The sequence below is a fragment of the Streptomyces bobili genome, from assembly GCF_002154575.1.
GTDB classification, from domain to species: Bacteria; Actinomycetota; Actinomycetes; order Streptomycetales; family Streptomycetaceae; genus Streptomyces; species Streptomyces bobili.
This window is the reverse complement of sequence record NZ_MUBA01000001.1, coordinates 1-26,603: the sequence shown is the minus strand read 5'-3', so window position 1 is coordinate 26,603 and position 26,603 is coordinate 1. Positions and strand designations below refer to the sequence as shown.

Below are 26,603 nucleotides of genomic sequence, written 5' to 3'. Positions count from 1 at the left end.
CGCGTGTGCGTGCCGCACGGCACACACACGTGCCGCAGACGACATCACGCGCGTGCGGCACACGACATCACGCGCGTGTGCCGCACGGCGGCGCGGTCACGGCAGCAGTTCCCCCAAGGACGGCAGGAGCGACTCGAGGTCGCTCGGCAGCGCGGTCGGCAGGTCACTCGGCAGGTCACTGGGGAACTGGGACGGCAGTTCGCTGGGCAACTGGGTGGGCAGCTCGGTCGGGAACCCGCTGGGAAGCTCGCTCGGGAGGCTCAGCGAGGGGGCGGGCGAGGATCCCTTCCCCGGCGGTGGGTCGCCGTCCGGGGAATCGTCGTTCCCGGAGGCCACCAGCACGACGGCGAACACGACCGCGGCGGCGGCCAGCAGCGCCAGCACGGCGAAGAGAAGACTCCTGCGCCGCCTGGGGCCGTCGGAAGGTCCGGACGGCCCGGGGGGCGGCCCGGACGGCGGCCGGTCACCGCCTCCTGGGCCGAAATCCGGCGTGGGCGGTCCGAAACCGCCCGGAGGCGGCGTGTCACCCGGCGGGCCGGGCGGCTTGGGCGGTACGGGCGGCATGGCCATGGCGTCCAGCCTCGCGCCGGACCGGCCGAAGCGCGACCCCCGCACCGAAGTTGATACCGGCGCATGCCATGGACGCCATGATTCCGGCGTACTCCGCACGGAGGCCGCCGGCAGCCGCGGGTGTGCTCGTCTCGCGCACGCACGCACGGGCGCGAGCGCGCTTGCAGGCCGAAGCCGCAGGGGATCGGGGGGCGGGTATGGGCGTTCGCCGCACACACGCGTGCGCGCGACGAACGGCGCGCGCGGGCGCCGGGGGCACCCACGCGCGCGTGCCGTCAGCCGCGGGCGCCGAGCAGGTGGTCCATGGCGAGCTGGTCGAGGCGCTCGAAGGCCATCCCACGGGCGGCGGCCGCCTCGGTGTCGAAGTCCTCGAACGCGCCACGGTCGGCGAGCAGGCCCTGAAGGCCGTCTGCGGCGGTCGGCTGAGCCAGCTCGTCCAGGCGCGAGTCGCGCAGGGCCTGCTGGACCTCGGGGTCGTTGCGGAAGGCCGCCGCACGCTCCTTGAGGATCAGGTAGTTGCGCATGCAGCCCGCGGCGGAGGCCCACACGCCGTCCAGGTCCTCGGTGCGCGGCGGCTTGAAGTCGAAGTGGAGCGGGCCGCTGTAGCCGGCCGTCTCCAGCAGGTCGACCAGCCAGAACGCCGAGCGCAGGTCGCCGGCGCCGAAGCGGAGGTCCTGGTCGTACTTGATGCCGGACTGACCGTTGAGGTCGATGTGGAAGAGCTTGCCCGCCCACAGGGCCTGGGCGATGCCGTGCGGGAAGTTCAGGCCCGCCATCTGCTCGTGGCCGACCTCGGGGTTGACGCCGTACATCTCCGGGCGCTCCAGGCGCTCGATGAACGCCAGCGCGTGGCCGACGGTGGGCAGCAGGATGTCGCCGCGCGGCTCGTTGGGCTTGGGCTCGATGGCGAAGCGCAGGTCGTAGCCCTGCTCGACGACGTACTCGCCGAGGAGGTCGAAGGCCTCCTTCATGCGGTCGAGGGCCACGCGCACGTCCTTGGCCGCGCCGGACTCCGCGCCCTCACGTCCGCCCCAGGCGACGTAGGTCTTCGCACCCAGCTCGGCGGCCAGGTCGATGTTGCGGATCGTCTTGCGCAGGGCGTACCGGCGCACGTCGCGGTCGTTCGCGGTGAACGCGCCGTCCTTGAAGACCGGGTGCGTGAAGAGGTTGGTGGTGGCCATCGGCACCTTCATGCCGGTGGCGTCCAGGGCCTGGCGGAAGCGCTTGATGTGCGCCTCGCGCTCAGTGTCGGAGGACCCGAAGGGGATCAGGTCGTCGTCATGGAAGGTCACACCGTGCGCGCCCAGCTCGGCCAGGCGCTGCACCGTCTCGACCGGGTCCAGGGCGGCGCGCGTGGCGTCACCGAACGGGTCGCGTCCCTGCCAGCCGACGGTCCAGAGACCGAAGGTGAACCTGTCGTCGGGGGTGGGCTGGTAGCTCATTGCCGCGGCTCCTTGCTTGCAGACTATTTCGTCATGGCCGTTTACAAATTAGTATGCGGAGGCATCTCTGGGAAGTCAGATCCCGCAGAGCCGCGGAAAAAGTTAGGGAGATCCCGATGTCAGCAGCCGAGGGACCGCTCGTCGTCGGCGTGGACACGTCCACCCAGTCCACCAAGGTGCTGGTGGTCGACGCGGCCACCGGTCAGGTCGTCGCGAGCGGCCAGGCGCCGCACACGGTGTCCTCCGGCGCCGGCCGGGAGAGCGACCCGCGCCAGTGGTGGGACGCCCTGCACGAGGCCCTGCGCCAGTGCGGTGACGCCGCGCACGAAGCGGCGGCGGTGTCGATCGGCGGGCAGCAGCACGGGCTCGTGACGCTGGACGAGCGCGGTGAGCCGGTGCGCCCGGCGCTGCTGTGGAACGACGTGCGCTCGGCCCCGCAGGCCCGTCGGCTGACGGAGGAACTGGGCGGCGCGAAGTTCTGGGCGGAGCGCACCGGACTGGTGCCGGCCGCGTCCTTCACGGTGACGAAGTGGGCCTGGCTCGCCGAGCACGAGCCCGAGGCCGTGCGCGCAACGAAGGCCGTACGCCTCCCCCACGACTACCTCACCGAACGCCTCACGGGCGAGGGCACGACCGACCGCGGCGACGCCTCCGGCACCGGCTGGTGGGCCTCCGGGACCGAGGCGTACGACTCGGAGATCCTGGCCCATGTGGGCCTCGATCCGGTGCTGCTGCCGCGCGTGGTGCGGCCCGGCGAGGTCGCTGGCACCGTGCGGGACAGCCACGACCTGCCGTTCTCCAAGGGAACCCTGGTCGCCGCGGGCACCGGCGACAACGCCGCGGCGGCGCTCGGTCTCGGCCTGCGCCCCGGCACTCCGGTGCTGAGCCTCGGCACCTCGGGCACGGTGTATGCCGTGTCGAAGCGCCGCCCGGCCGACCCGACGGGCACGGTGGCCGGCTTCGCCGACGCGCACGGCGACTGGCTGCCGCTGGCCTGCACGCTGAACTGCACCCTCGCCGTCGACCGGATCGCCACCCTGCTGGGCCTGGACCGTGAGGCCGTCGAGCCCACCACCGCCCTCACGCTCCTGCCCTACCTGGACGGCGAGCGCACCCCGAACCTGCCGAACGCCTCCGGTCTCCTGCACGGCCTGCGCCACGACACCACCGCCGGCCAGCTGCTCCAGGCCGCCTACGACGGTGCCGTGCACTCCCTGCTCGGCGCGCTGGACCTGGTCCTGGACGAGGACGCGGACCGCTCGGCCCCTCTCCTGCTGATCGGCGGCGGCGCCCGCGGCAGGGCCTGGCAGCAGACGGTGCGCCGGCTGTCCGGGCGGCCCGTGCAGATCCCGGAAGCGAAGGAACTCGTCGCGCTGGGCGCCGCGGCACAGGCGGCCGGCCTGCTCACCGGGGAGGACCCGGCCGCCGTGGCCCGGCGCTGGAACACCGCGCGGGGCCCGGTGCTCGACGCCGTGGAGCGGGACGAGGCGGCCCTGGCCAGGATCGCCGGGGTACTCTCCGACGCGGCCCCGCTGCTGGAGCGGGGCACGGACACCCACTGAGGATCGACGGAGGCATGAGCGCACCGCCGCACGAGGCTCGCCCGACCGGCCCCGGGCGAGCGCTGCCCGACACCCAGCAGGGCATGCGCCGCCGCAACCTCGCCCGGGTGATGCACGCCGTCAGCGCCGAGGGACCGCTGTCACGGGCAGCGGTCGCCTCGCACATCGGCCTGACCCGTGCGGCGGTCTCGACGCTCGTCGACGAGCTGATACGCACCGGCCTGATCGAGGAACTGGGTCCTGAGCGGCCCGGCAGGGTGGGCCGGCCAGGGTCGGCGCTCGCGGTCAGCGGGCGCGGCCCGGCGGGGATCGGCGCGGAGATCGGCGTCGACCACCTCGCCGTCTGCGCCGTCGATCTGCGCGGCGAGGTGCGGGCACGCGCCGTACGGCACGGCACGAACCGGGGCCGTGCCCCCGAACCGGTACTCCGCGAACTCACCGGCCTGGTGCGCCGGGTCGTGGCCGACGCGGAGCGCGAGGGGCTGTGGCCTGCGGGACTCGCGGTGGCCGTACCTGGTCTGGTGGGCCGTGACGCCCGCACCGTCGTACGCGCCCCGAATCTCGACTGGCACGATGTCGATCTCGGTGCCCTGCTGCCCGGCGAGTTCCCGTTGACCGTGGACAACGAGGCCAACTTCGGCGGTCTCGCCGAACTCTGGCTGGGAGCGGACACCCCACGCGACTTTCTGCACGTGTCGGCGGAGATCGGCATCGGTGCCGCGCTCGTCGTCGACGGCAGCCTGCTGCGCGGTACCCGCGGTTTCGCCGGTGAACTCGGGCATGTGCCGGTCCATCCCGACGGGCCGGACTGCGGATGCGGCAGCCGGGGCTGTCTTGAGCAGTACGCCGGTGAGGAGGCCGTGCTGCGCGCGGCCGGCCTGGAACTGGGCGAGGACCGCGTAGGACTGCTGGCCCGACGCGCGGCGGACGGCGACGAGGAAGTACGGCGGGCACTGCGCGAGGCGGGGACGGCGCTGGGTGTCGCCCTGACCGGAGCGCTCAATCTGCTGGACCCCGAGGCTGTCGTGCTGGGCGGTGCGCTCGCCGGACTAGCTCCGTGGCTGCTGCCGTCCCTGGAGTCCGAACTCGCCCGCCGCACGGCCGGACCGCCCTGCCCGGTGTCCGTCTCCCGGCTGGGCCCCGAGGGTCCGCTGCTCGGCGCGGCGCACTCCGTGGTGCGGGCGGTGCTGGACGACCCGGCGGCGGTGGCGGGGCGGGGTTGAGGGCCGGTGCTCTCGCTGCCCAGGGGCGTTTCGATGGGGCTGTGATGTGCCTGAAGGACAGGCCGTGCTGAAGCCGCTCGGGAGTGGTCTGATGCCCCAGCAGGCAGGGGCGACCACCCGCGGACGGTTCCTCTCCGTACGGCAGTTCAGCCCGACCGCGTCGTGACGCACTGGCACGGCTCCGGGCCGGCAGCCCCGCGCCGCGGCTGACGCCCCGTCCGTCGCCCCCCGGCCAGCATCCGAATCCGCGTGCGGCATCCGCGTGGCACATCCACATCCACATCCACATCCACGTCCGCCTCCGCCTCCGCCTCGCAAGAACCTCGGCGCCCCGGACCGGAGCGCCGTCGCCCGCCCCGGAACTCCCCCTTCGGGTGAGCGAGTTGTCCACAGCGCCACGGCTGTCCACCGATCCCGGAGGTTCCCGGCCGCGCGGTGCCGGGCGCCGTAACGTGATCCACACGGGTGCAGTCGGCGACACCTTCCCGGCCGCTGCTCCGAAGCTGACGCGCGCCCCGCACCGAGCCGGTGTCGAGTCCTGCATGTCCCCCCGTCCCCGAAAGGCACCAACCGTGGAACGAACCAGGCCACTCCCCCTCCTCGACAGGCGCCGGATCCTGAAGGGCGCCGCCCTCGCCGCCGTACCGTATGCGCTGCTTCCCGACGCGCGAGCCGGTGCGCAGAGTCAGGCCGTGGACTACTTGCCGGCCGAGTGGCAGCCCGCCACACCCTCCAACTACACGGCGTCCAGCCGCCCCACGACCTACACCGTCGACCGGGTCGTCATCCATGTCACGCAGACCACCTATGCCCAGGCCCTGTCCGTTTTCCAGAATCCGAAGAAGAGGGTGTCCGCGCACTACGTGGTGCGTTCCGCGGACGGTCATGTGGCGCAGTGCGTGCGGGAGGCGGACGTCGCCTGGCACGCGGGGAACTGGGACCACAACACACGGAGCATCGGTATCGAGCACGAGGGGTGGGTGGACCGGCCGGCCTACTTCACCAACGCCCTCTACGAGCGGTCCGCCCGGCTCACGGCGTCCGTCTGTGACCGGTACGGCATCCCCAAGGACCGGGCCCACATCATCGGCCACCACGAGGTGCCCGGCAGCGACCACACCGACCCCGGCCCCGCCTGGGACTGGGTCCGCTACGTCAGACTCGTGAACTTCGCCTGACGGGCTGCAGGCCTCTCCCCAATCCGCTCTTTCGGGTGACCCTGGTCCAAACGGTTGTCGGAGCGCACACCCGGAGTGACGATGTCCCCAGCCGCATCGCCTGCCGGGAGGCCGACTTGACCGATCCCTGGGTGGCCCTGGAACCGGGGGCCGACCCTGCCGAGCGTGTACGGGTCCTGCGGCGGGCGCACGACGCGTTCACCGCGGCCGGCACCGTGCCGCGGCCGGTGCGGTCGGTGGTGGCCGACTCGTGGCGGCGCTCGGCGCGGGCGGGCGTCGGGCCCGACGGCACCGCGAGCGTGGAGCTGACCGACGCAGACCTCGGCACCTACCGGTCCGAGCATCCGCTGACGCGGGTGATGCCGCTGTTCCGGGAGCTGATGGGCACGTTCGCCGCCGACGGAAAGCATCTTCTCGCCGTGTGCGACGCGCACGGCCGGCTGCTGTGGGTCGAGGGCCATCCTGCGACACGGCGGCAGGCGGAGCGGATGAACTTCGTGCCGGGCGCGCGGTGGGCGGAGACCTCCGTGGGGACGAACGCACCGGGGACGGCGGTCGCCCTGGACCGGCCGGTGCAGGTGTTCGCGGCCGAGCACTTCATCCGGCGGGTGCAGCCGTGGACGTGCGCGGCGGCGCCGGTGCACGATCCGCGGACCGGGCGGGTGCTGGGCGCGGTGGACATCACCGGCGGGGACGGGCTGGCGCACCCGCACAGCCTGGCCTTCGTCCAGGCGGTCGCACGGGCCGCCGAGTCCCACCTCGCGCTGCTCGCCCCCGCACGGCCGGAGACCGACCCGCCCCGGCTGACCGTGCTGGGCCGCGACGAGGCGTGGCTCGCGGCCGGCGGGCGACGGCTCAGGCTCAGTCGGCGGCACAGCGAGATCCTGGTGCTGCTGGCCCGCCATCCGGAGGGCCTGACCGGGGACGAACTGCTGTGCGCCGTGTACGAGGACGAGTCGGTGACTCCGGTGACCCTGCGGGCCGAACTCGCCCGGCTGCGCGGGGTACTCGGTCCCGGGCTGGTGGCCTCGCGGCCGTACCGGCTCACCGTTCCCGTCGAGTCGGACATCGCCGTCGTGGAGCGGCGTCTGGCGGCCGGGGCGGTAACGGCCGCGGTCGCGGCGTACTCGGGTCCGCCGTTGCCGGCGTCGCAGGCACCGGCGGTGGTGCGGCTCCGCAGCCGTCTGGCCGACGGCCTGCGTGCCGCCCTGATCGCGGGCCGGGACCCCGACCTGCTCGCGGACTGGGCACACGCGCCGTGGGGCGAGGAGGACATCGACGTATGGCGGGCACTGGCATCGGCACGGCCCACGGCAGCGGTACGGGCTCGGCTGGCCGCGCTGGAGTCGGAGCTGGCGGCACCGGCGTCGTGGACCCGCGGCTGACAACGCCGGCGGGCCGCGAGGGCCGTAAGGATCCGCAGGACCGGACGCGACGGTCGGAGCGACCCACGTCAGGGGTCACACCGCGCACCGCAGGGCACTCCCCATCCGCGCTCCGCAACGTGGATGCAACGTCGGCTTCCCTAGCCTCGCGCACAGAGCTGCCCAACGGCGGGCAGCGCTGCTCAGGGAGGCAGTCCACCATGACCCGTTACGCGGCCCCCGGAACCGAAGGCTCGATCGTCTCCTACCAGGCGCGCTACGACCACTTCATCGGCGGCGAGTACGTTGCTCCGGCCCGTGGCCAGTACTTCGAGAACCCCTCTCCGGTGAACGGACTGCCGTTCACCGAGGTGGCGCGCGGCACGGCGGAGGACGTGGAGCGGGCGCTCGACGCGGCGCACGCGGCCGCGCCGGGCTGGGGCAGGACGTCGGCGACCGAGCGCTCCGACATCCTGCTGAAGATCGCGGACCGTATGGAGGCGTACCTGGAGCCGCTGGCGGTCGCGGAGAGCTGGGAGAACGGCAAGCCGGTCCGCGAGACGCTGGCCGCGGACATCCCGCTGGCCATCGACCACTTCCGCTACTTCGCGGGGGCGGTCCGCGGGCAGGAGGGGGCGCTCAGTGAGATCGACGAGGACACGGTGGCGTACCACTTCCACGAGCCGCTCGGGGTGGTCGCGCAGATCATCCCGTGGAACTTCCCCATCCTGATGGCGACGTGGAAGCTCGCGCCCGCCCTCGCCGCGGGCAACGCGGTCGTCATCAAGCCCGCCGAGCAGACGCCGGTCTCGCTGCACTACTGGATGAGCCTGGTCGCCGACCTCTTGCCGCCGGGTGTGGTGAACATCGTCAACGGCTTCGGCGAGGAGGCGGGCAAGCCGCTGGCGTCCAGCCCGCGGGTGGCGAAGATCGCGTTCACCGGTGAGACGGCGACCGGGCGGCTGATCATGCAGTACGCCGCGGAGAACCTGAAGCCGGTCACGCTGGAGCTGGGCGGCAAGTCGCCGAACATCTTCTTCGACGATGTCTGGGAGAAGGACGACGACCTGCGCGACAAGGCCCTGGAAGGCTTCACCATGTTCGCGCTGAACCAGGGCGAGGTGTGCACCTGCCCGTCGCGCGGACTGATCCAGCGCGGCAACTACTCGGAGTTCATGGCCGCCGCCGTCGCCCGCACCGAGCTGATCAAGCCCGGACACCCCCTCGACACCGACACGATGATCGGCGCCCAGGCCTCCGGCGACCAGCTCACGAAGATCCTCTCCTACATCGACATCGGCCGGCAGGAGGGCGCCAAGATCCTCACCGGCGGCGAACGAGCCGACTATGACGGCGAGTTGAAGGGCGGCTACTACGTACAGCCGACCATCTTCGAGGGCGACAACCGCATGCGGATCTTCCAGGAGGAGATCTTCGGTCCGGTCGTCTCGGTGGCCTCCTTCGACGACTTCGACGACGCCGTGAAGATCGCCAACGACACGTCGTACGGCCTCGGCGCAGGGGTGTGGACGCGGGACATCAACACGGCGTACCGGGCGGGACGGGCCATCCAGGCCGGCCGTGTCTGGACGAACTGCTACCACGCCTACCCGGCCCACGCGGCGTTCGGCGGCTACAAGCAGTCGGGCATCGGCCGCGAGACGCACAAGATGATGCTGGAGCACTACCAGCAGACGAAGAACCTCCTCGTGTCGTACTCGCCGAAGAAACTGGGCTTCTTCTAGCGGCCCGAAAGAAGGCGCCTGACCTGGGGTTTTGCCCGTCAGGCGCCTTCCTCCCGACCGTTCGGAGCAAGGACCGGCTTACGCCACAACTCCCAGTTCCTCCCACCGCTGTCCCGCTCCTGGCCAGTGCTTCCGGACCAGTCACGGACCAAACCCCGACTCACCCTTCAGACTCCGCGCCCTGGCTGACGCGGTCTCACTTCTGCATGGACTGCTCGATGAGGCGGTTGGCCTGTTCTCGGACGCCGTCCTGGAATTTGGCGTAGTGGCGGAAGAGGACCTCGATGCTCTGGCCCGCGCGACGGGCGCACTCGGCGGGGTCCACACCGGAGTACAGCCAGAACGAGATCCCGGCGTGCCGGAGATCGTAGGGCCGCTTTGCCAGCTTGGAGGCGAGTTCACCGCACCCGCCCCGAAACCGGCTGTGGGTCACTGACCTCACGATGATCTCGACCGGTGCGGGACCCTTGTGGCTCTCGGCGATCCGGGACGCGTTCTACCGGAGAGCGGTGGCCCGGGAGACCTCCGCCCGCACGGACGCCGACCTGGTCCTCACCAAACTGGAGTACGCCCTGGCCGGCCGAGAGGTCGAGCCCGGACAACTCGTTCACCATGCCGATCACGGCTGTCAGTACACATCCGTGAAGCTGACAACTCGCCTTCCAGGCAACGACCGAACGAACAAACCTGAACCCCCGTCAACCCGCCCTGGCCAGCTGATCGGCACCTCACGCACATCGAGGGAAGCTCACACCGCAACGTGGCCGAAAATCGACAGCACTGCGCTGCCTGCTGTCGGCGTCCCGAGGAACGCTCGACGGGACTGACCCCGCACAGCGCGGCGGGGGCGGCACTCCCCCGTGGGCGCTCCGTTTCTCGCCGCGCGCTGCAGCCTCATGATGCAGGACGTGGCGTTCGAGGTGGCCCATGGGCTCACGCAGAAGCAGGCTACGGCCCGCCCTCTTGGGCTGGACGCCGTAGGCCTTACCGAGCCGCGCACAGTCGGCATCACGCGCCGGTTCGGCGCCGAGCGAGCGGGCAGCCGATTGCAGTTCCATGCCGTGCAGGTCGCATTCTGGAGCCGCCGGCATGGGCTCCGGATCGCCCGCGGCGGACCGCAACAGTACTGGCTGACCGAATTCACCGACCGGCCGGCGGAGTTGCTGACCGAGCCTGCATGGACCGCCACAGAGCCCGCACAGACAGCCACACAGCCTGCCGCACGACGACCACGCCCCGCCGAAATCCGCAGGCGCCACCCCCGCCCGCCAGACAGAATCGCCCTCATGTCCCAGCGCACCGAACACCTGCTCGCAGCCGTCGACCGGCTCTCCTACCCCCACCGCATGCGTGAGCTGGCCTCCGCTGCCCGGCGCGCCGCGGCAGAGGGGGCGGTCGACGAGCTTGTGACCGGGCTCGCCGCCCACGGCGTCCACGGGCGGCGGCTCGCCGCCACCCTGGCGGACATGGTGCGCCACGACGCGTATCTGGAGGGCTGCCTCGCGGATCCCGATCGCCTCGTCCGCGCCCCCGCGATCAGGGCGCTGCGGCAGGGGCGGCTCACGGACGCCGCCGTGATCGAGGTCATCGAGGACGCGCCCGCCGCCGTGCGGCAGCAGCTCGTGCACGCCATCGCCGTGGCGGGGCGTACGACCCTCGCCGAGGCGCTCGTCGAGCCGACGTACCGGCGATGGGGCGCCGAGGCCGCCGCGGAACTGCTCTCCGCCTGCACGGCGGAGACCGCCGCCCGGCTGCTGCCCCGACTGTTCCGCGGACTGAGCTCCTACCGGCTGCTCGCCGCCCGCCATCCCGCTCTGCTGCTCTCCGAGATGGAGCGGCAGCTCGACACCCTCCCCGCCGTCGTACGGGACGGCTGGCTGGCGTCCCATGCGGACGCGCTCGCGCTCCTCGCCGAACCGGATCCGCTCGGCGTGCTGGCTGTGCTCGAGCGTCACGAGACGCTGCCGATGCCCGTGCACCGCAAGCTGCACCTCCTGGTCGAGGCGGATCCCGGCCGCACGGTGCGGCTGCTGCTACGCCCGAAGCTGCGGTCCCGGCTGAACAGCGGCCACCTCGAACCCGCCGTGCTGCGCCGCCTCGTCCGCCACGCCCCGGCGGAACTCACCGACCTCGCCTGCGCCTGGAACGACAACGCAGCCGCTCTCGCCCGGCTGCTGGCCTGCCTGCCGCCCTCCCGCCGCGGCACCCTGTTCGACGCGGCGATGGAGGGCAAGGATCTCGCCCACGCGGACCTCAGCCCCGCCCTGCTTGACGTACTGCCGTACGAGCGGCGCACTGCCGAGGCTCGGCGGATGGCGACGCTGGCCCGCGGCAGGGGCGCGCACTGGACGCGGATACTGACGGCAGCCGCCTATCTGCCGCCGGACGAGGTCCGTGACGACCTTCTCACCGCCGTCCGCCGCTCCGACGCGGACGACCGCGCCACGGCGTACCCACTGCTCGTCCGCAACGCAGCACGCTCCCGCGACCCACAGGAAGTGAGCCGGTTGCTGCGTGCGCTGCTGCGGCTGCGCAATGAACAGGACCCGGTCCGCAGTGCCGCCCTCTCCGCACTGGCGGAGGTGCGCCCTTCGCTGTTCGCGGAGGACGCCGCCGAGGACCTCGGACGAATCGCCATCGACGCCGTCGAAGCCCACGACTCCTCCTGGAGCACCCGTCACGCGCTCAGCACGCTCGCCCTGTCCGTGCTGCGCGAGCACGCCGTCACGGGCGGTACGCGGCTCATCGGCTGGGCCCTCGACACCCTCACCCAGCTGTCCGGCCACACCGGCGGCGCGAACGTCGGCCGCCTCGACACCGTGCTGCGGCGCGGCCAGGAGTACGAGGTGCTGGCGGCGCTACGGCCGTGGCTGGAGGCCGCCACCGACAAGGCCGACTACTCGCTCGTCTTCGCACTCGTACGGTCACTCGGGCGGCGTGCGTGGGGGATGGCCGAACTCCAGGAGTACCTGTGGCAGGCCGTCCGGTTCGGAAACGACGCGTCCGTCCGCACCGCCGTCGACCTCTGGCTGGAGCAGCCGAAGGGGCGCGACGAGCGGGTGGAGCGGATCGTGCGGCTGGAGCCGTCCGCCGCCGTCCTGCCGTCCGTTCTGAGAGTCCTGACGGGGCGGCGTACGGACCTCCTCGATCCGGTGCTGGCGGACACCCCACCGTACGGTCGCTTCCTGACCGCCCGCAGCCATTGGACGCCACCCACCTACCGGGCCCACCGCTGGGTGCCGCGCCAGCAGCGGGCGGCGGCGGAGCTGCTCGCGCGCACGGCGGGCGACGCGGGGCAGCTGGTGCATGTGCGCGTCCAGGCCCTCTCGGCGGCGGCAGTGATCCCGGAGGCGGGCCTGGAAGTCGTCCGCCGCTACACGGGATCGTCGAACGTGCCGCTGGCGGAGGCGGCCCTCGGCGCACTGCCGTGGACCGACCGCCCCGACGAGGTGCTGCCGCTGCTGCTGGAGCACGCGGGCGGCGACCGCGCCCGGGTCGCGGTCTACGCGGCAACGCGGGTCGCGCAGTACGTCGCGCCGTCGCGGCTCGCCACGGAGCTCCGCAGGCTGCTCACGCCGAAGGACCCGCGGACGGTGAAGGTCACCAGCCGCAAGGAGGCGGTGCGCCTCGCGGCGACGATGCTGCCCCCCGCGCAGGCGGCGCCGTCGCTGCGGGAGGCGTTCGAGCTGCCCGGGCAGCACCACGACGTGCAGTCGGTGTGCGTCGCGTTCGCCCAGGGGATGCTGGCGGAGCCGGCCATCTGGCCCATGCTGGAGTCGGCCGCGCAGGGACGCACGGAGCTCCGCCGGGAGCTGGCACGGGCGGCCGTGACCGAGGTGGACGAGGAGCACCGGGCCAGGTACGCAGGGCTGCTGCGTCGCGCCTGCGAGCCGCTCGAACCGGAAACGGCTGCGGCGCTGTTCCCAGCACTGGCGGAATGGGCGCCGTGGCAGCCGGAGATCGCCGAGATGCTGGTGGCCGCCACCACGGACCTTGCCGATCGGGCGGTGTGGGCGATGGCCGGGCAGGAGCTGGTGGAGATCGCGGCGGACGACGACGGCCCGTACCTTCGGGCCCTGCGGGCGATGCTGGAAGCCACAGGAGACCCGGACCAGCCCGACGCCGAGCCCGAACGCGACCAGCCGGCCCGGCAGCGGGCCGCGAGCCTGCTGCAACACCTCCTGCTCCACCATCGCTACCGGGGCGGGGGCCGGCCGACGGCGGACGTGCTGCTGCGCGCCGCCGACACCGCCGCCGGGCACGAGGATTTCGCGCGCTCCGTCACCGAACTCCGGCTGTACGCCCTCGAACTGGACAAGGACGCCACCGCGCTGTCGTCGGGCCTGGGCCGATTGGCCGCCGACTGCGAAGGACGTCCGCTGCTCGCCCGGGACATCGCCGAAGGGCTCAGCGCGCGGCTCAGCGCGATCAGCGGCCCCGCGCCGGGCGCGTGGTGGGAGACCGCCCGCACACTGGGTGCGGAACCGGGCCTGGCCCAGGGCCTGTTCGCCATCAGGCTCACCGTCGCCGGCGGCAGCCGCTCTCGGTGGACGGAGCCGTGGCGCGGCCGGCTCCGCACCCTGCGCCGGCACGCACACCCCGACGTCCGCGCGTCGGCACGCGAGACGGTCACGGCACGGGAGGCGCCGCGGTCGGTCCCAGGGACGATCCAGTGGTGACCGGGGCCCGCGCGCCGGCGCCGGGCGGTGGCAGCCAGGCCCTGATCGCCCCTGCTCCAGACGGTCGAGTCCCGTCGGCTCAGCCCTGCCGCGCCCACTGACTGACCGCGCGCTGCGCCCGCGTCTGTCGAACTGTCATGTACCGGCTGCCCTGAACCGACGCGGACGGGTCACGGCGTCGCTCCGTCGCCCGCGTAGAGGTAACCGCCGGGGTTGGCGGGGTCCGCGATCAGGAGGACCTGATCACCGGGGCGGGGGATGCGCAGTTTCGAAACGATGGTCTGAAGCGTGATCGGGTCGGCGGTGGCCCCGGCCCCGGTCAGCTGGAGGACCAGGTCGACGACGGGGTCGAAGTTGACCAGTCGGCCGGTGTCGCTGATCGCCACGACGACGGCGGTGGTCGTCGGTACGCCCATGGCGAGCAACTGCTGCACAGTGGCACCGGAGTTGTACGCGCCGATCGACTGCTGGAGCTTGGCGTAGTCCTCACCGCCGAGCGTCGCGCGCGTCATACGGCCGTAGAAACCCTTGCCGCCGGCCACCTGCTCCGCGATCTTGGCGGCCTTCTCCTCGCGGCTCTTGCCCTTGCCGAAGAATCCCATGCTGTGCCTGCCCTTCCGGTCCGTTCCGCCTGGTGGTGTGGACGTTAGGAGGCGGGCAGCGCCTACCGATCCCAGGTTCGCCCACCAGTTCCCCCAAGACGTACGCTCTGCCCATGCCGATCCCGAGCCGGCCGTCGACCGGCGAGCGCCGTCCGCGCGCCATGGTCATCGACACGGCTTGGCGCGGCCTCGGGCCGGGTCCTCAGGCGCTGAGCGGGCCCGGTGGCGCGCCGCTGACCCGGACGGTCAAGCTGATCCTGCTGCCGCTGATCGTCCGGCCCGCGCTGCGTCCGGAGCTCGCCGCCGACTTCCTCGACGCGCGGGAGGCGGAGCAACTCGACGCGCTGATACGGGAGTCCGCCGCGGTTCTGGAAGCGACGGCACGGTGGTTCACGCTGCTGAAGAAGACCCGCCGGGCCCTGGGGATCGTGGCGGGCAACCCCCAGGACCTGTATTTCCAGCGGTGCTTCGAGCTGGCGACCGAGCACGGGGCGCCGGGGTCCGGCGCGGACACGGTGGCGAGGGCGGTGCTCGAACACGTCGTGGACGCTTCCGGCGGACGGACGGTGGAGGCGCTGAGGGAGCATCTGGCGGACGCCGCCCGGCGCGCCCGGCTCGACGCCGAGCTGGCAGCGGCGTGGGACGGACGCGAAGCGGTGCCGGCCGCCGCAGATACGGGCCTGGCGGCCGAGGTCCTCGAGGCCTGCGGCGCGGCGAGGGCTGATGCGCCGGCCTTCGACGCCATGGTCCGGGCCGGGCACGGCAGCCTGCTCGGGCGAGCCCTGTGGGCGGCACACCCGGCCGACGTCTGGGACCGTGCCGACGTACCCCCGCACCTCGGACTGACCGCGCACCGCGTGCCCCCGCGCCCCGAGGTCGGCCGGAGCGCCTCGACCGCCACACTCCCCGCGCCGTTCGACCGCACGCTCTTCGAACGGCTCTTCACCGTGCTCCAGGCGTCGACCCACCGCGAACGACTGCCGACCGTGCCGGAGCTCGTCCGGCGGGAGGTCGGCCGCAGCTGCGCCCCGCTGGGCCTGTACGACGAGAGTCTCCGCGTCACCGTCGTACTCGGTGGCCGACTCGCGGTGGGCCTCGATCCGCTGGGCGCCGGGACCTCTGTGGCGGGGTCGACGGCGGCACACCGCGTCGTCAACGGCCGCTGGCAGCGGGAGGCCTCGGTCCTGCGAGCCCGCAGGATGACCGTCTCCCCACGCCCCGACCCGGACGGCGGTGTGCTGAACGCCCTCGCCCAGGACCTGCGCACCCCTTGGGCCGCGTACATGCGCCGCCTTTGGGTACGGCTGCACGGGCGCGACGTCCGCGACGCGGCACTGCCCGACGCGGCATCGGCCTGGGGCGTGCTCGACGGTGTCGCCCGCTCGGTGATGATGGACCACCGCGCACGCGTCCGTACGGCACTGCGCACCCTGTCGGCGGCAGCCGAGCCCGCGGCCGAGGCGAGGAGCGCGTGATGCCTGAACGTCGCTGTTTCATCACGTGGGCCGAGGACCGCACCCTACGCATCGCGGGACCCTCCGCCGGTCCCACGTTCACCCGGGCCGTTCTCGACGTCGCGGGCGCCGTCCTGACCTGGCCCGTCCTCGGCCCGACAGGTCTGCCGGCAGCGGAGATCCACGACGTGGGGCAGGCCCAGCAGTGGCTGTGGGCCGTCTACGGCGAGCGTACGGCCGCCGCTGTCGACGCCGTCGCGTCGGGAACGCCGGCCGACGAGCTGACGCTGCCCGAGCAGCCGACCGCTCTCGCCGAGGCTGCCGCCCGCCTCGCCCTCGGGCACTGGGCGGCCCGCTGGTGGCCGACGTCGTATCTGGACGGCATTCCCGCCCTCGAACCGGACGTGCTGGCGCTTGAGTTGGCCGCACTGACCCACGAGTGCCAGCAACTCCTCGACGAGTCAGGGGAGGTGGAGGGTGCCGAACTGTTGGAGGAGCACCTGGCCGCGCTCGACCCGCTGATCCGCTGGCGGCAGTCCGCGGCCCCGCCTCGCCAACTGGACCGTGTCCTACGGCTGATCGACGACGCGGCCGACAACGCCGGGCTGTACGGGGACGCGCTACGGCGCCTCCGATCGGCCCTGGAACAGGACCACAGGCCGACCACCACACCGCTCGACCTCACCGAACTCTTCGTACGGCGGCAGGAGTTCGCCCTCGCGGCAGGCAATCTCCGCACCGCGACCGGCCGCGTGATCGCCCGGGGTTCGGGGACCAACGACTGGTGCCGCTATCCTCCCGGTTTCGTCGACGCGGCCGAGGACGCCGTGTCCTGGACGGCGTACGCGCTCGGCGCCGGGCGGCGGATCGAGGTCGAGGTCGTCGCCGACATCGCGGCACCCACGGGCGGGGTGCACCTCGCGGCGGAGGTCCGCGTGGACGGCAGCCCACCGAACCGCGTTCCGCTGGCCAGGCGGGACGACGTATGGACCGGCCGGGCCGACCTGGACATCCCGGCCTCGGCCACACCGGGCATCGACGTGGGCATCCTGCTGCCGGGTTTCGACCCGGGACCGGGTGCCGATGACGGTGCGGCACGTGAGGCGGTACGAGCCCTGGCCCGGCACCGGCTCGGCGTCGCGGCGACGCCGCACGGCAGCGAGGCCGCACACCCGGACCCGTTCCTCGCCGAGATCGCGGCTGCCACAGCCGTGGAGGAGGACTTCTAGCCCATGCCGGAAGACTCGGAAGACCCAGGAGCCCCGGAGGTCGCAGCGGAACAGGAAGGACAGGCGGCGGGGCTCAGCTACGGCGAGCCCTTCGACAGCGGCTTCGCGCTCGCCGAACGCCATCAACTCACCCCGGACCTCCCAGCGGCGTTGGCCGTCTACGGCGAACTGCTCGACGTGGCCGAGTCGTTGGAGGACTCTCCCGACGTACGACTTCTGCGCGGGCACCTGTTGTCCGACATCGGGACGGTTCAGCTCGCGGCCACGGATCTGCCCGGGGCCGCCCTGTCCGTCGGGCGGTCCCTCGATCTGGTGCGGGGCATCGCGTCCGTGCCGATGGGACCGAACGGCCGCCGGCTGTGGCAGGAGGTCCTGTTGAAGACACTGCTGGCCAGGGTCGAACTGCTGCGCAGGACCGGGCAGTTGGACGAGGCGCAGGAGGCGATGGACGAGGCGACGGCCCTGTCGTCGGAGTTCGACGACCGCGAGGGTCTGCGCACCGCCGAGATCGGCCTGGGCCGGGTGCATCTGCTGATGGACCGCAGCGCGTGGGGCGCGGCCGAGGAACTGGCCTGCGCGCTGCTGACCGACGCGCCGCCGGCCGAGCCGTATCTGCTGGACTGTCTGGGGGTCGTCTGCGCCTCTACCGTGCGGTTCGAACAGGCGGAGGACTACTTCGCCCGCGCGGAGGAGGCCTATCTGAGCCTGGGCCACCACGCGGGGCGCCAACAGGTGCTCTCCCACCGGGCGTACGCGGCGCTGCAGGCCGGCAACCTCGACCGCGCGGAGCAGCTGTACGCGGAGGCCGCCGAGATCTTCGAACGGCAGGGTCAGGCAGAGGACTTGGCGGTCTGTGAACAAGCCCGTGCCGCCATCGCCGCACACCGCGGGGACGCGGCCGGTGCTGCCGCTCTGACGGCGTCCAGCCTGGCCCGCTTCCAGCAGGTCGGTGCCGCGATCGCCGCAGCCGACACCATGCTGATGGGCGCCCGGCACGCGTACGAGCGGGGCGACACCGACGAGATGAAGCGGCTCGCCCAGGGCGCGCGGGACGTGTACCAGGAACGCGGGGTGTACGAGCGGTGCGCCCAGGTGGACCTGATGCTGGCGCGAACCCTTGAGGACAACCTGAACCGGACCGACCACGGCGGCCACGAACGCACCTCGCTGGCCAACGCGCTCTCCCTCGCCCTGCCCGCCGCCCTGACGCTGGAAGCGGCCCGCTACGACTTCGCCACCGCCCACGCCCGCAGCCAGTGGCTCCGACTGGCCGACGAGGCCATGCAGTTGGTCTTCCGTCTGGCCCTCCGCAGCAACGACCAGGGGCTGATCTTCGAGCTGGTGGAACACCGGTGCGCGGGCGCCTCCCTGACGCTGAGCCGTACGTCCACCGCCGACAAGGCGGCGGCGGTCTTCCCGGACGCCGCCATGAAGACGTACGCCCCCGATGACGACGCTCCCCTGACGCTGGGCGGCATCGCGGCCGAGGCCGCCGCCTCCGTCGGCCTGCGGGTCGCACCGCCACCGAAGATCGTGATGTCGGCGGAGACGGGCGGCCGTACCGCGCTCCAGGAGTACGTCCAGGCAGCCGAGTTCCGCTATCACCGGCGGATCGTGAGCGAGGAAGAGGTGCCGTTCTGTCCGCCGACGATCTGACCGACCCGAACCGTCCGGTGGTCCAGGTCCGCCTCGCCGACGCCGGTGACCTGCACATGACCTGGACGTGGGCCCGTGGCGCCCAGGGCTTCGGCACCGGGTACGCCCCGGGGCCGGACGTGGACGAGGCCGTCCGCGCGCTGGCCGCCGAACTGCCGGGCGGCGGCACGGAAGGCATGCGGCGCGCGTTCGAGTCCGGCGCACTGGCCACGTACGAGAAGGAGCGCCGGCTCTCCCGCATGCTGGCCGAGGTGCTGTGGCCGCCGGGCCTGACCGACCAGATCCGCCAGGTGTCCGCCCACCTGGGCCGTCCGCTGATGCGCCTCCAGCCGTCGCCCCGGGTCGCCCAGGTCCCGTGGGAGCTGCTCGCCGTGGACGGTGACGACAGCGACGTACGGCTGATCGACCTCGTGGACATCGCCACCACGGCACCGGCATCGCTACGACAGGCAGGCACCACCCCGACCGGTCAGGACCCGGACCCGGACCCGGACGCCGTGGTTCTCGTCCTGGACCCCCGCGTCCCCGGCTTCCGCGCCGACTCCCCGCTCGGATCGGTCCTGGGGCAGCCCGGCTCGGACCCGGCACTGCTGTCCCTCGTACAGCGAAGGCTCGACGCGGGCACCGTCGTACCGTCCGTCGCCACCCCCGCCGAGGCCTTCCGCCGCACCGACCTCGACCGTGACTGGCTGGGCGAGGCGCTGCGCAAGGGGGCCCGTCGCCTGATGTACGTCGGTCACGTCAGCGGCGCCCCCGTCGAGGGCGGGCAGAGCGAGGACGTCACCCTCCACCTGTGCTGCGGCCCGGAGACCACGGGGATGACCGAACCGGTTCGTACCCACCGCCCGTTGTCCGCCAAGGACCTTCTTCTGGGCACGCTCCCGCTGCGCGCGGATGGCGTGCCGGGCGCTCACCTCTGGCCCGCGCCGCCGCGCGTCGCGCTGATCGCCTGCGAGAGCGGTGGCGATCTCCGCTTCGCCGAGTCCTTCGGCCTGGCGACGGCGATGATCCACAACGGCGCCCAGCTGGTCACCGCCACCCGCTGGGCGCTCCCCACCAGCTTCGCCTTCCATCGCCTGGCCGGTCTGCCTCAGTCCGTACGGCCACTCACGGAGGCCGTGGTCGCCGTGGACGCGGCTCACGAGGACCACGACCCGGTCCGCCGTCTCGGCGCCTGGCAGCGCCAGCAGCTCGACCGGTGGCGCGCCGACGGCCGGATCGAGCACTCGCCCCTCCTCTGGGCGGCCCTGACCTGCATCGTCAGGTGAGGGGCCAGGGGTGGTGGAGGCAGTAGCCGCCCACCCCGATCGCGGCGATCCCGGTGACCAGCAGGGTGGTGACGAACCTGTTGTTCGACGTGCGCTCACGGTGTTCGTGGTCGGGGTCGGCGGTGAGGAGGTACGGGTCGGCGGGCGCGTAACGGAGGGGGATGTCACGGCCGAGGGATCCGGCGATGTTCCGGATGCCCTGCGCGCACAGCGCGGTGACCTCGACGCCCTCGTGGGTGGTGAAGGCGACGACGGAGGCGTGGCTGACGCTCTCGCTGCCCTCGCCGTCGGTGTAGACGTCCCTGGTGACGGCGACCACGCGGCCCTGGACGGTGACGCCCTCGGCCAGTTGGGCGGCGCGGGCGCGGGCGTGCTCGCCGTCCCGGCTCAACGCGACGACGAGGAGCAGCAGGCCACCGACGCAGATCAGCCCCCACTGCCAGCCCCACACGAAGAACGACTGGACGACCAGTCCCAACACCAGCAGGATCACCATGCAGTTCGGCCCGCCGGTCCCGGAGGTCCGCCCCTCGCTGTCCAGCATGAGGTGGAACCGCTCCGGCCGTCGCCGCGGAAACCGGACCGGGAACTCCTGCCCCACCCAGGCCACTTGCACCCGGTCGCCGCGCCTGTTCTCGTGCCGCAGCCTGAACTCCCGCCCGGTGCCCGGGTCCTGGTACTCGATCGTCACCGGTATCCCGTGCTCCCCCGACTCACCGTGTCCCGGCGGATGCACCTCCACGACCCGAGCCGTCACCCACACCGCCCGCTGCGGCCGGGTCAGACCGGCCAGCGAGCACGCATAACCCACCAACGCCAGCCCCGCGGGCACCGTCCACCACAGCCCGAGCATCTTCTGCAGGTCCATGCGGCGAGGCTCTCGCTGCCGGGACTCCTACCGATCCCAGGTTCGGGTCGGGCCGGCCAGACTTGGGTTCTTCTCCAGCCTGAAGTCGGCGGAGTGGAGCCAGGGTGATCCTGGCTCCACTCCTTGGTGCGGGTGTGCGGGTGTGTCACTGGAACTGTGCGAAGAACCTCCAGATCTCTGCCTTGGTCCAGGTGGTGACGCCGCTCTCGCCGGAGGAGCCGTCGACCGGACCGGGTAGGTGGCCTCCGTCGAAGGCGGCCCACTGGACCGGGTATCCGGCACGGCAGCCCGCGTAGGTGACGGTGATGTGCGTTCGGCTGCCCGGCGCGGGCTCGCGCGGGTTCTGCGCGGTGCAGCCGTTGTTGCTGACGAACCTGTCGCGCAGGGACCGTCCTTGCGCGATGTTGAGGACGGAGTCGCTGACGCCGTGGATTCCGAAGTAGGCGATGGGCTGGGTGCCTCCCTCGCACCCGCTGATCTGGGCGCCGGAGATGACGGCGACGGCCCTGAAGACGTTCGCCCGGCTGCAGGCGAGGGCGTAGCTCATACCGCCGCCCCAGCTGAATCCCGTGGCGAAGCGCTGCGCCGGGTTGACGCAGAGACCGCCCTCGATTCGCCGGATCATGTCGTCGATGAAGGTGATGTCCTCACCGCCCGCATTGGCCCAGCCGTTGCCGAGGCCCTGGGGGGCGACGAGGATCGCGCCGTTGTTCGACTGTTCCTGTTGGCCGTAGTAGGACCAGGCGTTCCCGCTCGTGCCGCCCGAGGCGACCTCGCCGGCGGTGCCGCCCCGCCAGTGGAACGCGAAGATCAGCCGGTAGCGGTGGCTGTTGTCGTAGTTGGCGGGAACCCTGAGGATGAAGCTGCGGCTCTTGCCTCCGCTCTGCATCGTGTACGTACCGCTCGCCAGGGTCGGGGCGCTGCCGCATCCGCCGCCGCCACCTGCCGACAGTCTGACCAGCTGCCATTGCTGGTTGGCGCCGCCCCAGTCGGTGTACTGGACGACGTTGCCGCCGTCGGCGGTGGAGGCGCCCTGTACCTCCACCGCCTTGCTGCTGGTGCGGTTGATCAGCCGGACGTGGCCCCCGTCGGAGTCGGCCAGGCGGAACTGCTGGTTGGCCCCGCTGTGGTCGGCCCACTGCTGGATGGCGGCACCGTCCGCGGTCGAGGCGCCGGCCACGTCGAGAACCTTGTCCGAATGCCGGGCCTTGAGGCGGTAGAAGCCGCCGCCGGAGTCCACGAACCGCCACTGCTGGCTGGCTGCGTCGTCGCGCGTCCGCTGGCTGACCCGCGCGCCGTCGGCGGTGGACGCGCCGGAGACGTCCAGCGCCTTGCCGCTGTTGCGATTGACCAGGACGTACCAGGCACTGGTGTCCACCGTCGCCGCCTCGGCGGGCGACGGATTCACCGCGGCGAGCATGCCGATCGCAAGGGTCGTCGCCACCACTGCGGCGACTCGGGACCACCAGCGGTGTTGTCGTGGAGGGGCGGGGGAAGCCGCACCGTAGGTGTTCATCGATTCACCCCTTTCCTTCGTTCATGGCAGGTGCCATCAGGTGCGGGTCCAGCGCTGGTTGCTGCCGTTGGAGCAGGTGTAGAGCTGGATCAAGGTGCCGTTGGCGGTGCCGGCCCCGACGGCGTCGAGGCAGAGGCCGGACTGGACGCCGACGATGGATCCGTCGGAGTTGAGGCGCCATTTCTGGTTGTCGGCGCCCCAGCAGCTGTAGATCTGGACCTTGGCGCCGTTGCCGGTGCCGGCGGCGTCCAGGCACTTGTTGCCGTAGACCCTGAGTTCGCCGGCGGCGGTGGACGTCCACTGCTGGTTGGTGGCGCTGCGGCAGTCCCACAGGTTGAGCTGGGTGCCGTCCGTGGTGCTGCTGCCGGGCACGTCCAGGCAGCGGCCCGAACCGACGCCCTTGATCTGTCCGGAACCCGAAGGCGGCGTGGTGGTACCGCCGTTGAGCGCGTTGAGGACCGCGGTGTAGGCGGATTTCTTGCTGCCGTCGCCGTTGAACAGCAGCGGCGTGTCCCCCGGTCGCCAGGAGTCGGTGTCGCGTACGCCCCAGACGGTGATGCCGAGGCAGCGCGGGACGGCCAGGCAGTCGTTGGTCACGTTGGCGTAGGTCGTGGCCGAGGCGCCCTGGATGTCGAGTTCGGTGACGGCCACGTCGACGCCGAGGGCGGCGAAGTTCTGCAGGGTGGTGCGGAAGTTGCTGTTGTAGGGGCTGCCGCTGTTGAAGTGCGACTGGAAGCCGACGCAGTCGATCGGCACCCCGCGCTGCTTGAAGTCTCGGACCATGGCGTACATGGCCTGGGTTTTGGCCCAGGTCCAGTTCTCGACGTTGTAGTCGTTGTAGCAGAGCTTGGCGGCCGGGTCCGCGGCGCGCGCCGTGCGGAAGGCGACCTCGATCCAGTCGTTGCCGGTCTGCTGCAGGTTGGAGTTACGCCGGGCTCCCGAGTTGCCGTCCTCGAAGGCCTCGTTCACGACGTCCCACTGGGCGATCTTGCCCTTGTAGTGGGCCATCACGCCGTTGATGTGGCCGATCATCGCCTGGCGCAGCGTGCTGCCGCTGAGGCTCTGCATCCAGCCGGGCTGCTGGGAGTGCCACGCCAGGGTGTGGCCGCGCACCTGCTTGCCGTTCTGCACCGCCCAGTTGTAGACGCGGTCACCGGCGGTGAAGTTGAACTGGCCACGCTGCGGTTCGGTGGCGTCGATCTTCATCTCGTTCTCGGCCGTCACCGAGTTGAACTCACGGCCCGCGATCGCCGTGTACGCCGAGTCGCCCAGCCTGCCCGAGGCGATGGCGGTGCCGAAGTACCGGCCGCTCTGCGCCGCCGCGGCGCCGAGCGTGCTCTCGGCGGCCTGTGCGGTCGGCGGCGCGACAAGTGCGCCGCCCGCACCGAGGACGCCGACGACCAGCGCCAGTACCAGGCCGCGGATCTTCCGGCGGACAACGGGTCTGGGAAGGGCATACGAGCCCATGGCTGTGCCTCCAAGGTAGACGTCAGGGAAGGACCGAAGCGCGGGGGAATGCGTCGTCCGCTCCCACTCGGCGGACGGACGGGGCCGCCCGGAACCGGGCAGCACGGAGTCACCCGACCTCGCGGTCACGGGACCGGGACGGGCTCGACGGGCACGGACGGCACCCGGTCGGCCGTCGGATGCGGTACGGCGGGCGGCGGGCGGCTGCTGTGTTTCGGGACAGGCATGGGGGTGCTCCATGGCGGCTCGACCGGGGGACCGCCACGTGGCATCGCATGCCTCTCCGACGACGCGAAGAGTCAGGATGCACGGGTGCGGACCTCACCGGAAACGGGTGGCGCAGGTGCCGTGGTGCGCGGATCTGTCGTGCGGATCCGTCGTGCGGCTCTACGTGGATCTGCCGTGCGGCTCTGCGTGGATCTGTCGTGCGGCTCTGATGACCCAGGACTCATGGTTCGACATTTCGAACTGGGGCCGGTTTCTCAGACAGGGATGATTGAGGTGTTGACGATGCATCGTCAATACTCCCCGCAGGAAAACTTTCGGTTTTCTACTCGAAAGTTTCTGGCATCCGACGGGCCGGACGGCAAACCTCCGCTCCCGCCGTCGCCGAATGCCGTCGCGTCGACACCGGGAGGGGGTCGACCCGAGTGTGCGGACGCCGGCCACTCGGCTTCTCTCCTCAGCCCGGACACCGGGGAATGGCGAGCAGTATCCGCGCGCTCCAGAGCGGTCCCGGTCGGCTCGACGGCTTGTCAGGCCCACAGTGCCGGAGGCGGTGCCGCTCGCGACGACCATCGACTCGGTGTCCGGGTCGCCGAAGCGCTGTTTGTGGACAGATCGGTGACAGGCCTTGACCGGAGGGCTCCGCATTCCTAGCTTGTGGCGTCAAAGCATCCGGGAATTCTTCGAAACATTCGAGATTTTCCCTGTCCCCCGGTACATCCGCTCCGCGGTTCATCGGGGTCACCTCACCCCCCCACCCTCCGAAGGAGGCCCTCTGATGCGGTTTCGGCCCCTGTCTCTCGTCCGTCCAAGACGGATACTCGCCGTCCTTGCGCCCCTGCTGCTTGTGGCCGCTTTCCTCGGCGCCCAGCCGGCCGAGGCGGCGACCGTGGACCCCAACGCCTCGTACGTGCTGGTCAACCGCAACAGCGGCAAGGCCCTGGACCTCTACAACATGGCGACCAGCGACGGCGCCCGCATCGCCCAGTGGACCAGGAACAACCAGAGCCAGCAGCAGTGGCAGTTCGTCGATTCCGGGGGCGGCTACTACCGCATCAAGTCCCGCCTGTCGGGCAAGGTGCTGGACGTCCACAACTGGTCCACCGCGAACGGCGGCGCCATCGTCCAGTGGACCGACCTGAACGCCACCAACCAGCAGTGGCGGCTGGCCGACAGCGCGGACGGCTACGTAAGGCTCATCTCGCGCCACAGCGGCAAGGCCCTGGAGGTGCAAGGCGCCTCCACCGCCGACAACGCGAACATCGTCCAGTACGACGACTGGGACGGCACCAACCAGCAGTGGCAGCTCGTCAAGGCCGGCGGCGACACCCCCGGCACCTGCGCTCTTCCGTCGTCCTACCGCTGGACCTCGACGGGCGCGCTGGCGCAGCCCAAGGCCGGGTGGGCGTCGCTCAAGGACTTCACCGTCGTCCCGTACAACGGCAAGCATCTCGTCTATGCGACGACGCACGGCTCGGGAGCGGGATCGGGCTGGGGCTCGATGAACTTCGGCCTGTTCAGCAACTGGTCGGAGATGGCCTCGGCCGGCCAGAACACGATGTCGAACTCCGTCGTGGCGCCCACGCTCTTCTACTTCGCGCCGAAGAACATCTGGGTGATGGCCTACCAGTGGGGAGGTGGGAGCGCCTTCTCCTACCGGACGTCGAGCGACCCCTCCAACCCCAATGGCTGGTCCGCACAGCAGGTGCTCTTCTCCGGAAGCATCACCGGCTCCGGCACCGGCCCCATCGACCAGACGCTCATCGCCGACGGCCAGAACATGTACCTGTTCTTCGCCGGTGACAACGGCAAGATCTACCGGGCCAGCATGCCGATCGGGAACTTCCCGAGCAGTTTCGGCTCGACCTACACAACGATCATGAGCGATACGGCGGACAACCTGTTCGAAGCCCCGCAGGTCTACAAGCTCCAGGGCCAGGACCGCTACCTCATGATCGTCGAGGCGAGGGGCTCACAGGGCCGCTACTTCCGCTCGTTCACGGCCACCAGTCTGAACGGCTCCTGGACACCCCAGGCCGCGACCGAGAGCAACCCCTTCGCGGGCAAGGCCAACAGCGGTGCCACCTGGACCAACGACATCAGCCATGGCGAACTGATCCGCGCCGGCGCCGATCAGACCTTCACCGTCGATCCCTGCAACCTGCAGTTCCTCTACCAGGGGCGCGACCCCAACTCCGGCGGCGATTACGGCCAGTGGCCCTATCGGCCAGGTCTGCTGACAGCGCGGCGCTGACGACGCGGCGCCGACGACGTGACACGGGTCCGGCTCCGCGGTGGAGCCGGTGGGGCGGGCTCGCCGAAAGGTGAGCCCGCCCGGTCGCGCGACAACGTCGGCGCTCCGCCACTTCCCGCCGCCCACCACCCACCGCCCTAGGGGGCGTCCCGCTGGGTGTCCCGCTCCGTCAGCGAAGGCCGCGTCTCGCCGTCGATGCCGGCGCCGGCCGCTCCGTGCAGGCTCCGCATCTTGTCCATCAGCTCCTCCAGTCTCGCGATCGGCTGCGTCTCGAGATGGGCGGAGAGGTCACCGCCTCCGA

Annotated in this window: 19 protein-coding genes; 12 read left to right on the top strand and 7 right to left on the bottom strand. The window is 71.7% G+C overall.

Annotated elements, in window-relative coordinates; genetic code table 11:
• Positions 1–96: 96 nt before the first annotated feature.
• Both BZL64_RS40465 and xylA read right to left on the bottom strand, forming a co-directional pair.
• On the bottom strand, positions 97–384 hold the full coding sequence (locus tag BZL64_RS40465; protein ID WP_244205112.1) for a hypothetical protein: 288 nt from the start codon (positions 382–384) through the stop codon (positions 97–99).
• Between the two features lie 461 nt (positions 385–845).
• On the bottom strand, positions 846–2,012 hold the full coding sequence (gene xylA / locus BZL64_RS00085; RefSeq protein WP_086764368.1) for a xylose isomerase: 1,167 nt from the start codon (positions 2,010–2,012) through the stop codon (positions 846–848).
• 116 nt (positions 2,013–2,128) lie between these two features.
• Here xylA and xylB point away from each other — a divergent pair, with 116 nt between their 5' ends.
• From xylB to exaC, 5 genes are all read left to right on the top strand, one after another.
• Positions 2,129–3,574 (top strand): xylulokinase, encoded by a 1,446-nt coding sequence (gene xylB / locus BZL64_RS00080; RefSeq protein WP_086764365.1) that lies wholly within the window; start codon positions 2,129–2,131, stop codon positions 3,572–3,574.
• A 14-nt stretch (positions 3,575–3,588) separates the two neighbouring features.
• A complete protein-coding gene (locus tag BZL64_RS00075; RefSeq protein ID WP_086764362.1) occupies positions 3,589–4,797 on the top strand; it encodes an ROK family transcriptional regulator in 1,209 nt (402 codons plus the stop codon).
• A gap of 572 nt (positions 4,798–5,369) precedes the next feature.
• A complete protein-coding gene (locus tag BZL64_RS00070) occupies positions 5,370–5,975 on the top strand; it encodes an N-acetylmuramoyl-L-alanine amidase (RefSeq protein WP_086764358.1) in 606 nt (201 codons plus the stop codon).
• A gap of 116 nt (positions 5,976–6,091) precedes the next feature.
• Positions 6,092–7,360: a GAF domain-containing protein gene (locus tag BZL64_RS00065; RefSeq protein WP_086764354.1), complete on the top strand. Its 1,269-nt coding sequence runs from the start codon at positions 6,092–6,094 to the stop codon at positions 7,358–7,360.
• 200 nt (positions 7,361–7,560) lie between these two features.
• The gene (gene exaC, locus BZL64_RS00060; RefSeq protein WP_086764351.1) at positions 7,561–9,084 is read left to right on the top strand and encodes an acetaldehyde dehydrogenase ExaC; all 1,524 of its coding nucleotides are present in this window, start codon (positions 7,561–7,563) and stop codon (positions 9,082–9,084) included.
• Positions 9,085–9,280: 196 nt separating this feature from the next.
• On the opposite strand, the gene BZL64_RS40745 is transcribed toward exaC, so the two are convergent.
• Positions 9,281–9,517: a site-specific integrase gene (locus BZL64_RS40745; RefSeq protein WP_244205111.1), complete on the bottom strand. Its 237-nt coding sequence runs from the start codon at positions 9,515–9,517 to the stop codon at positions 9,281–9,283.
• Positions 9,518–9,527: 10 nt separating this feature from the next.
• Between BZL64_RS40745 and BZL64_RS42105 the strand changes: the two genes are divergently transcribed.
• On the top strand, positions 9,528–9,911 hold the full coding sequence (locus tag BZL64_RS42105; protein WP_107430172.1) for a hypothetical protein: 384 nt from the start codon (positions 9,528–9,530) through the stop codon (positions 9,909–9,911).
• A gap of 459 nt (positions 9,912–10,370) precedes the next feature.
• Entirely contained in the window at positions 10,371–13,763 is a 3,393-nt protein-coding gene (locus BZL64_RS00045; RefSeq protein ID WP_086764500.1) for a hypothetical protein, read from the top strand.
• 170 nt (positions 13,764–13,933) lie between these two features.
• Here BZL64_RS00045 and BZL64_RS00040 read toward each other — a convergent pair whose 3' ends face one another.
• Positions 13,934–14,365, bottom strand: a complete 432-nt coding sequence (locus BZL64_RS00040; protein WP_086764348.1) for a hypothetical protein — start codon at positions 14,363–14,365, stop codon at positions 13,934–13,936.
• Positions 14,366–14,478: 113 nt separating this feature from the next.
• On the opposite strand from BZL64_RS00040, the gene BZL64_RS00035 reads away from it, so the two are divergent.
• Genes BZL64_RS00035 through BZL64_RS40735 form a run of 4 tightly spaced genes read left to right on the top strand, consistent with a single transcriptional unit; the run spans position 14,479 to position 19,972 of the window.
• Positions 14,479–15,840, top strand: a complete 1,362-nt coding sequence (locus BZL64_RS00035) for a hypothetical protein (RefSeq protein WP_086764344.1) — start codon at positions 14,479–14,481, stop codon at positions 15,838–15,840.
• A complete protein-coding gene (locus BZL64_RS00030) occupies positions 15,840–17,048 on the top strand; it encodes a tetratricopeptide repeat protein (protein WP_244205110.1) in 1,209 nt (402 codons plus the stop codon). The genes BZL64_RS00035 and BZL64_RS00030 overlap by 1 nt, the downstream gene beginning before the upstream one ends.
• A 3-nt stretch (positions 17,049–17,051) precedes the next feature.
• Positions 17,052–18,704 (top strand): tetratricopeptide repeat protein, encoded by a 1,653-nt coding sequence (locus BZL64_RS40740; protein ID WP_167396061.1) that lies wholly within the window; start codon positions 17,052–17,054, stop codon positions 18,702–18,704.
• Between the two features lie 17 nt (positions 18,705–18,721).
• Positions 18,722–19,972, top strand: a complete 1,251-nt coding sequence (locus BZL64_RS40735) for a CHAT domain-containing protein (RefSeq protein WP_244205109.1) — start codon at positions 18,722–18,724, stop codon at positions 19,970–19,972.
• Here the strand turns inward: BZL64_RS40735 and BZL64_RS00020 are convergent.
• The 3 genes from BZL64_RS00020 to BZL64_RS00010 all read right to left on the bottom strand — a co-directional run bounded on the left by BZL64_RS00020 (position 19,965) and on the right by BZL64_RS00010 (position 23,823).
• A complete protein-coding gene (locus BZL64_RS00020; RefSeq protein WP_086764341.1) occupies positions 19,965–20,840 on the bottom strand; it encodes a DUF3592 domain-containing protein in 876 nt (291 codons plus the stop codon). The two genes, BZL64_RS40735 and BZL64_RS00020, sit on opposite strands and share 8 nt — an antisense overlap.
• 145 nt (positions 20,841–20,985) lie before the next feature.
• A complete protein-coding gene (locus tag BZL64_RS00015; RefSeq protein WP_425276005.1) occupies positions 20,986–22,356 on the bottom strand; it encodes an RICIN domain-containing protein in 1,371 nt (456 codons plus the stop codon).
• A 36-nt stretch (positions 22,357–22,392) separates the two neighbouring features.
• Complete coding sequence (locus BZL64_RS00010; RefSeq protein WP_086764335.1) at positions 22,393–23,823, bottom strand: endo-1,4-beta-xylanase; 1,431 nt, start codon at positions 23,821–23,823, stop codon at positions 22,393–22,395.
• Between the two features lie 1,003 nt (positions 23,824–24,826).
• Here BZL64_RS00010 and BZL64_RS00005 point away from each other — a divergent pair.
• Complete coding sequence (locus BZL64_RS00005) at positions 24,827–26,302, top strand: non-reducing end alpha-L-arabinofuranosidase family hydrolase (RefSeq protein ID WP_086764333.1); 1,476 nt, start codon at positions 24,827–24,829, stop codon at positions 26,300–26,302.
• Positions 26,303–26,603 lie beyond the last annotated feature (301 nt).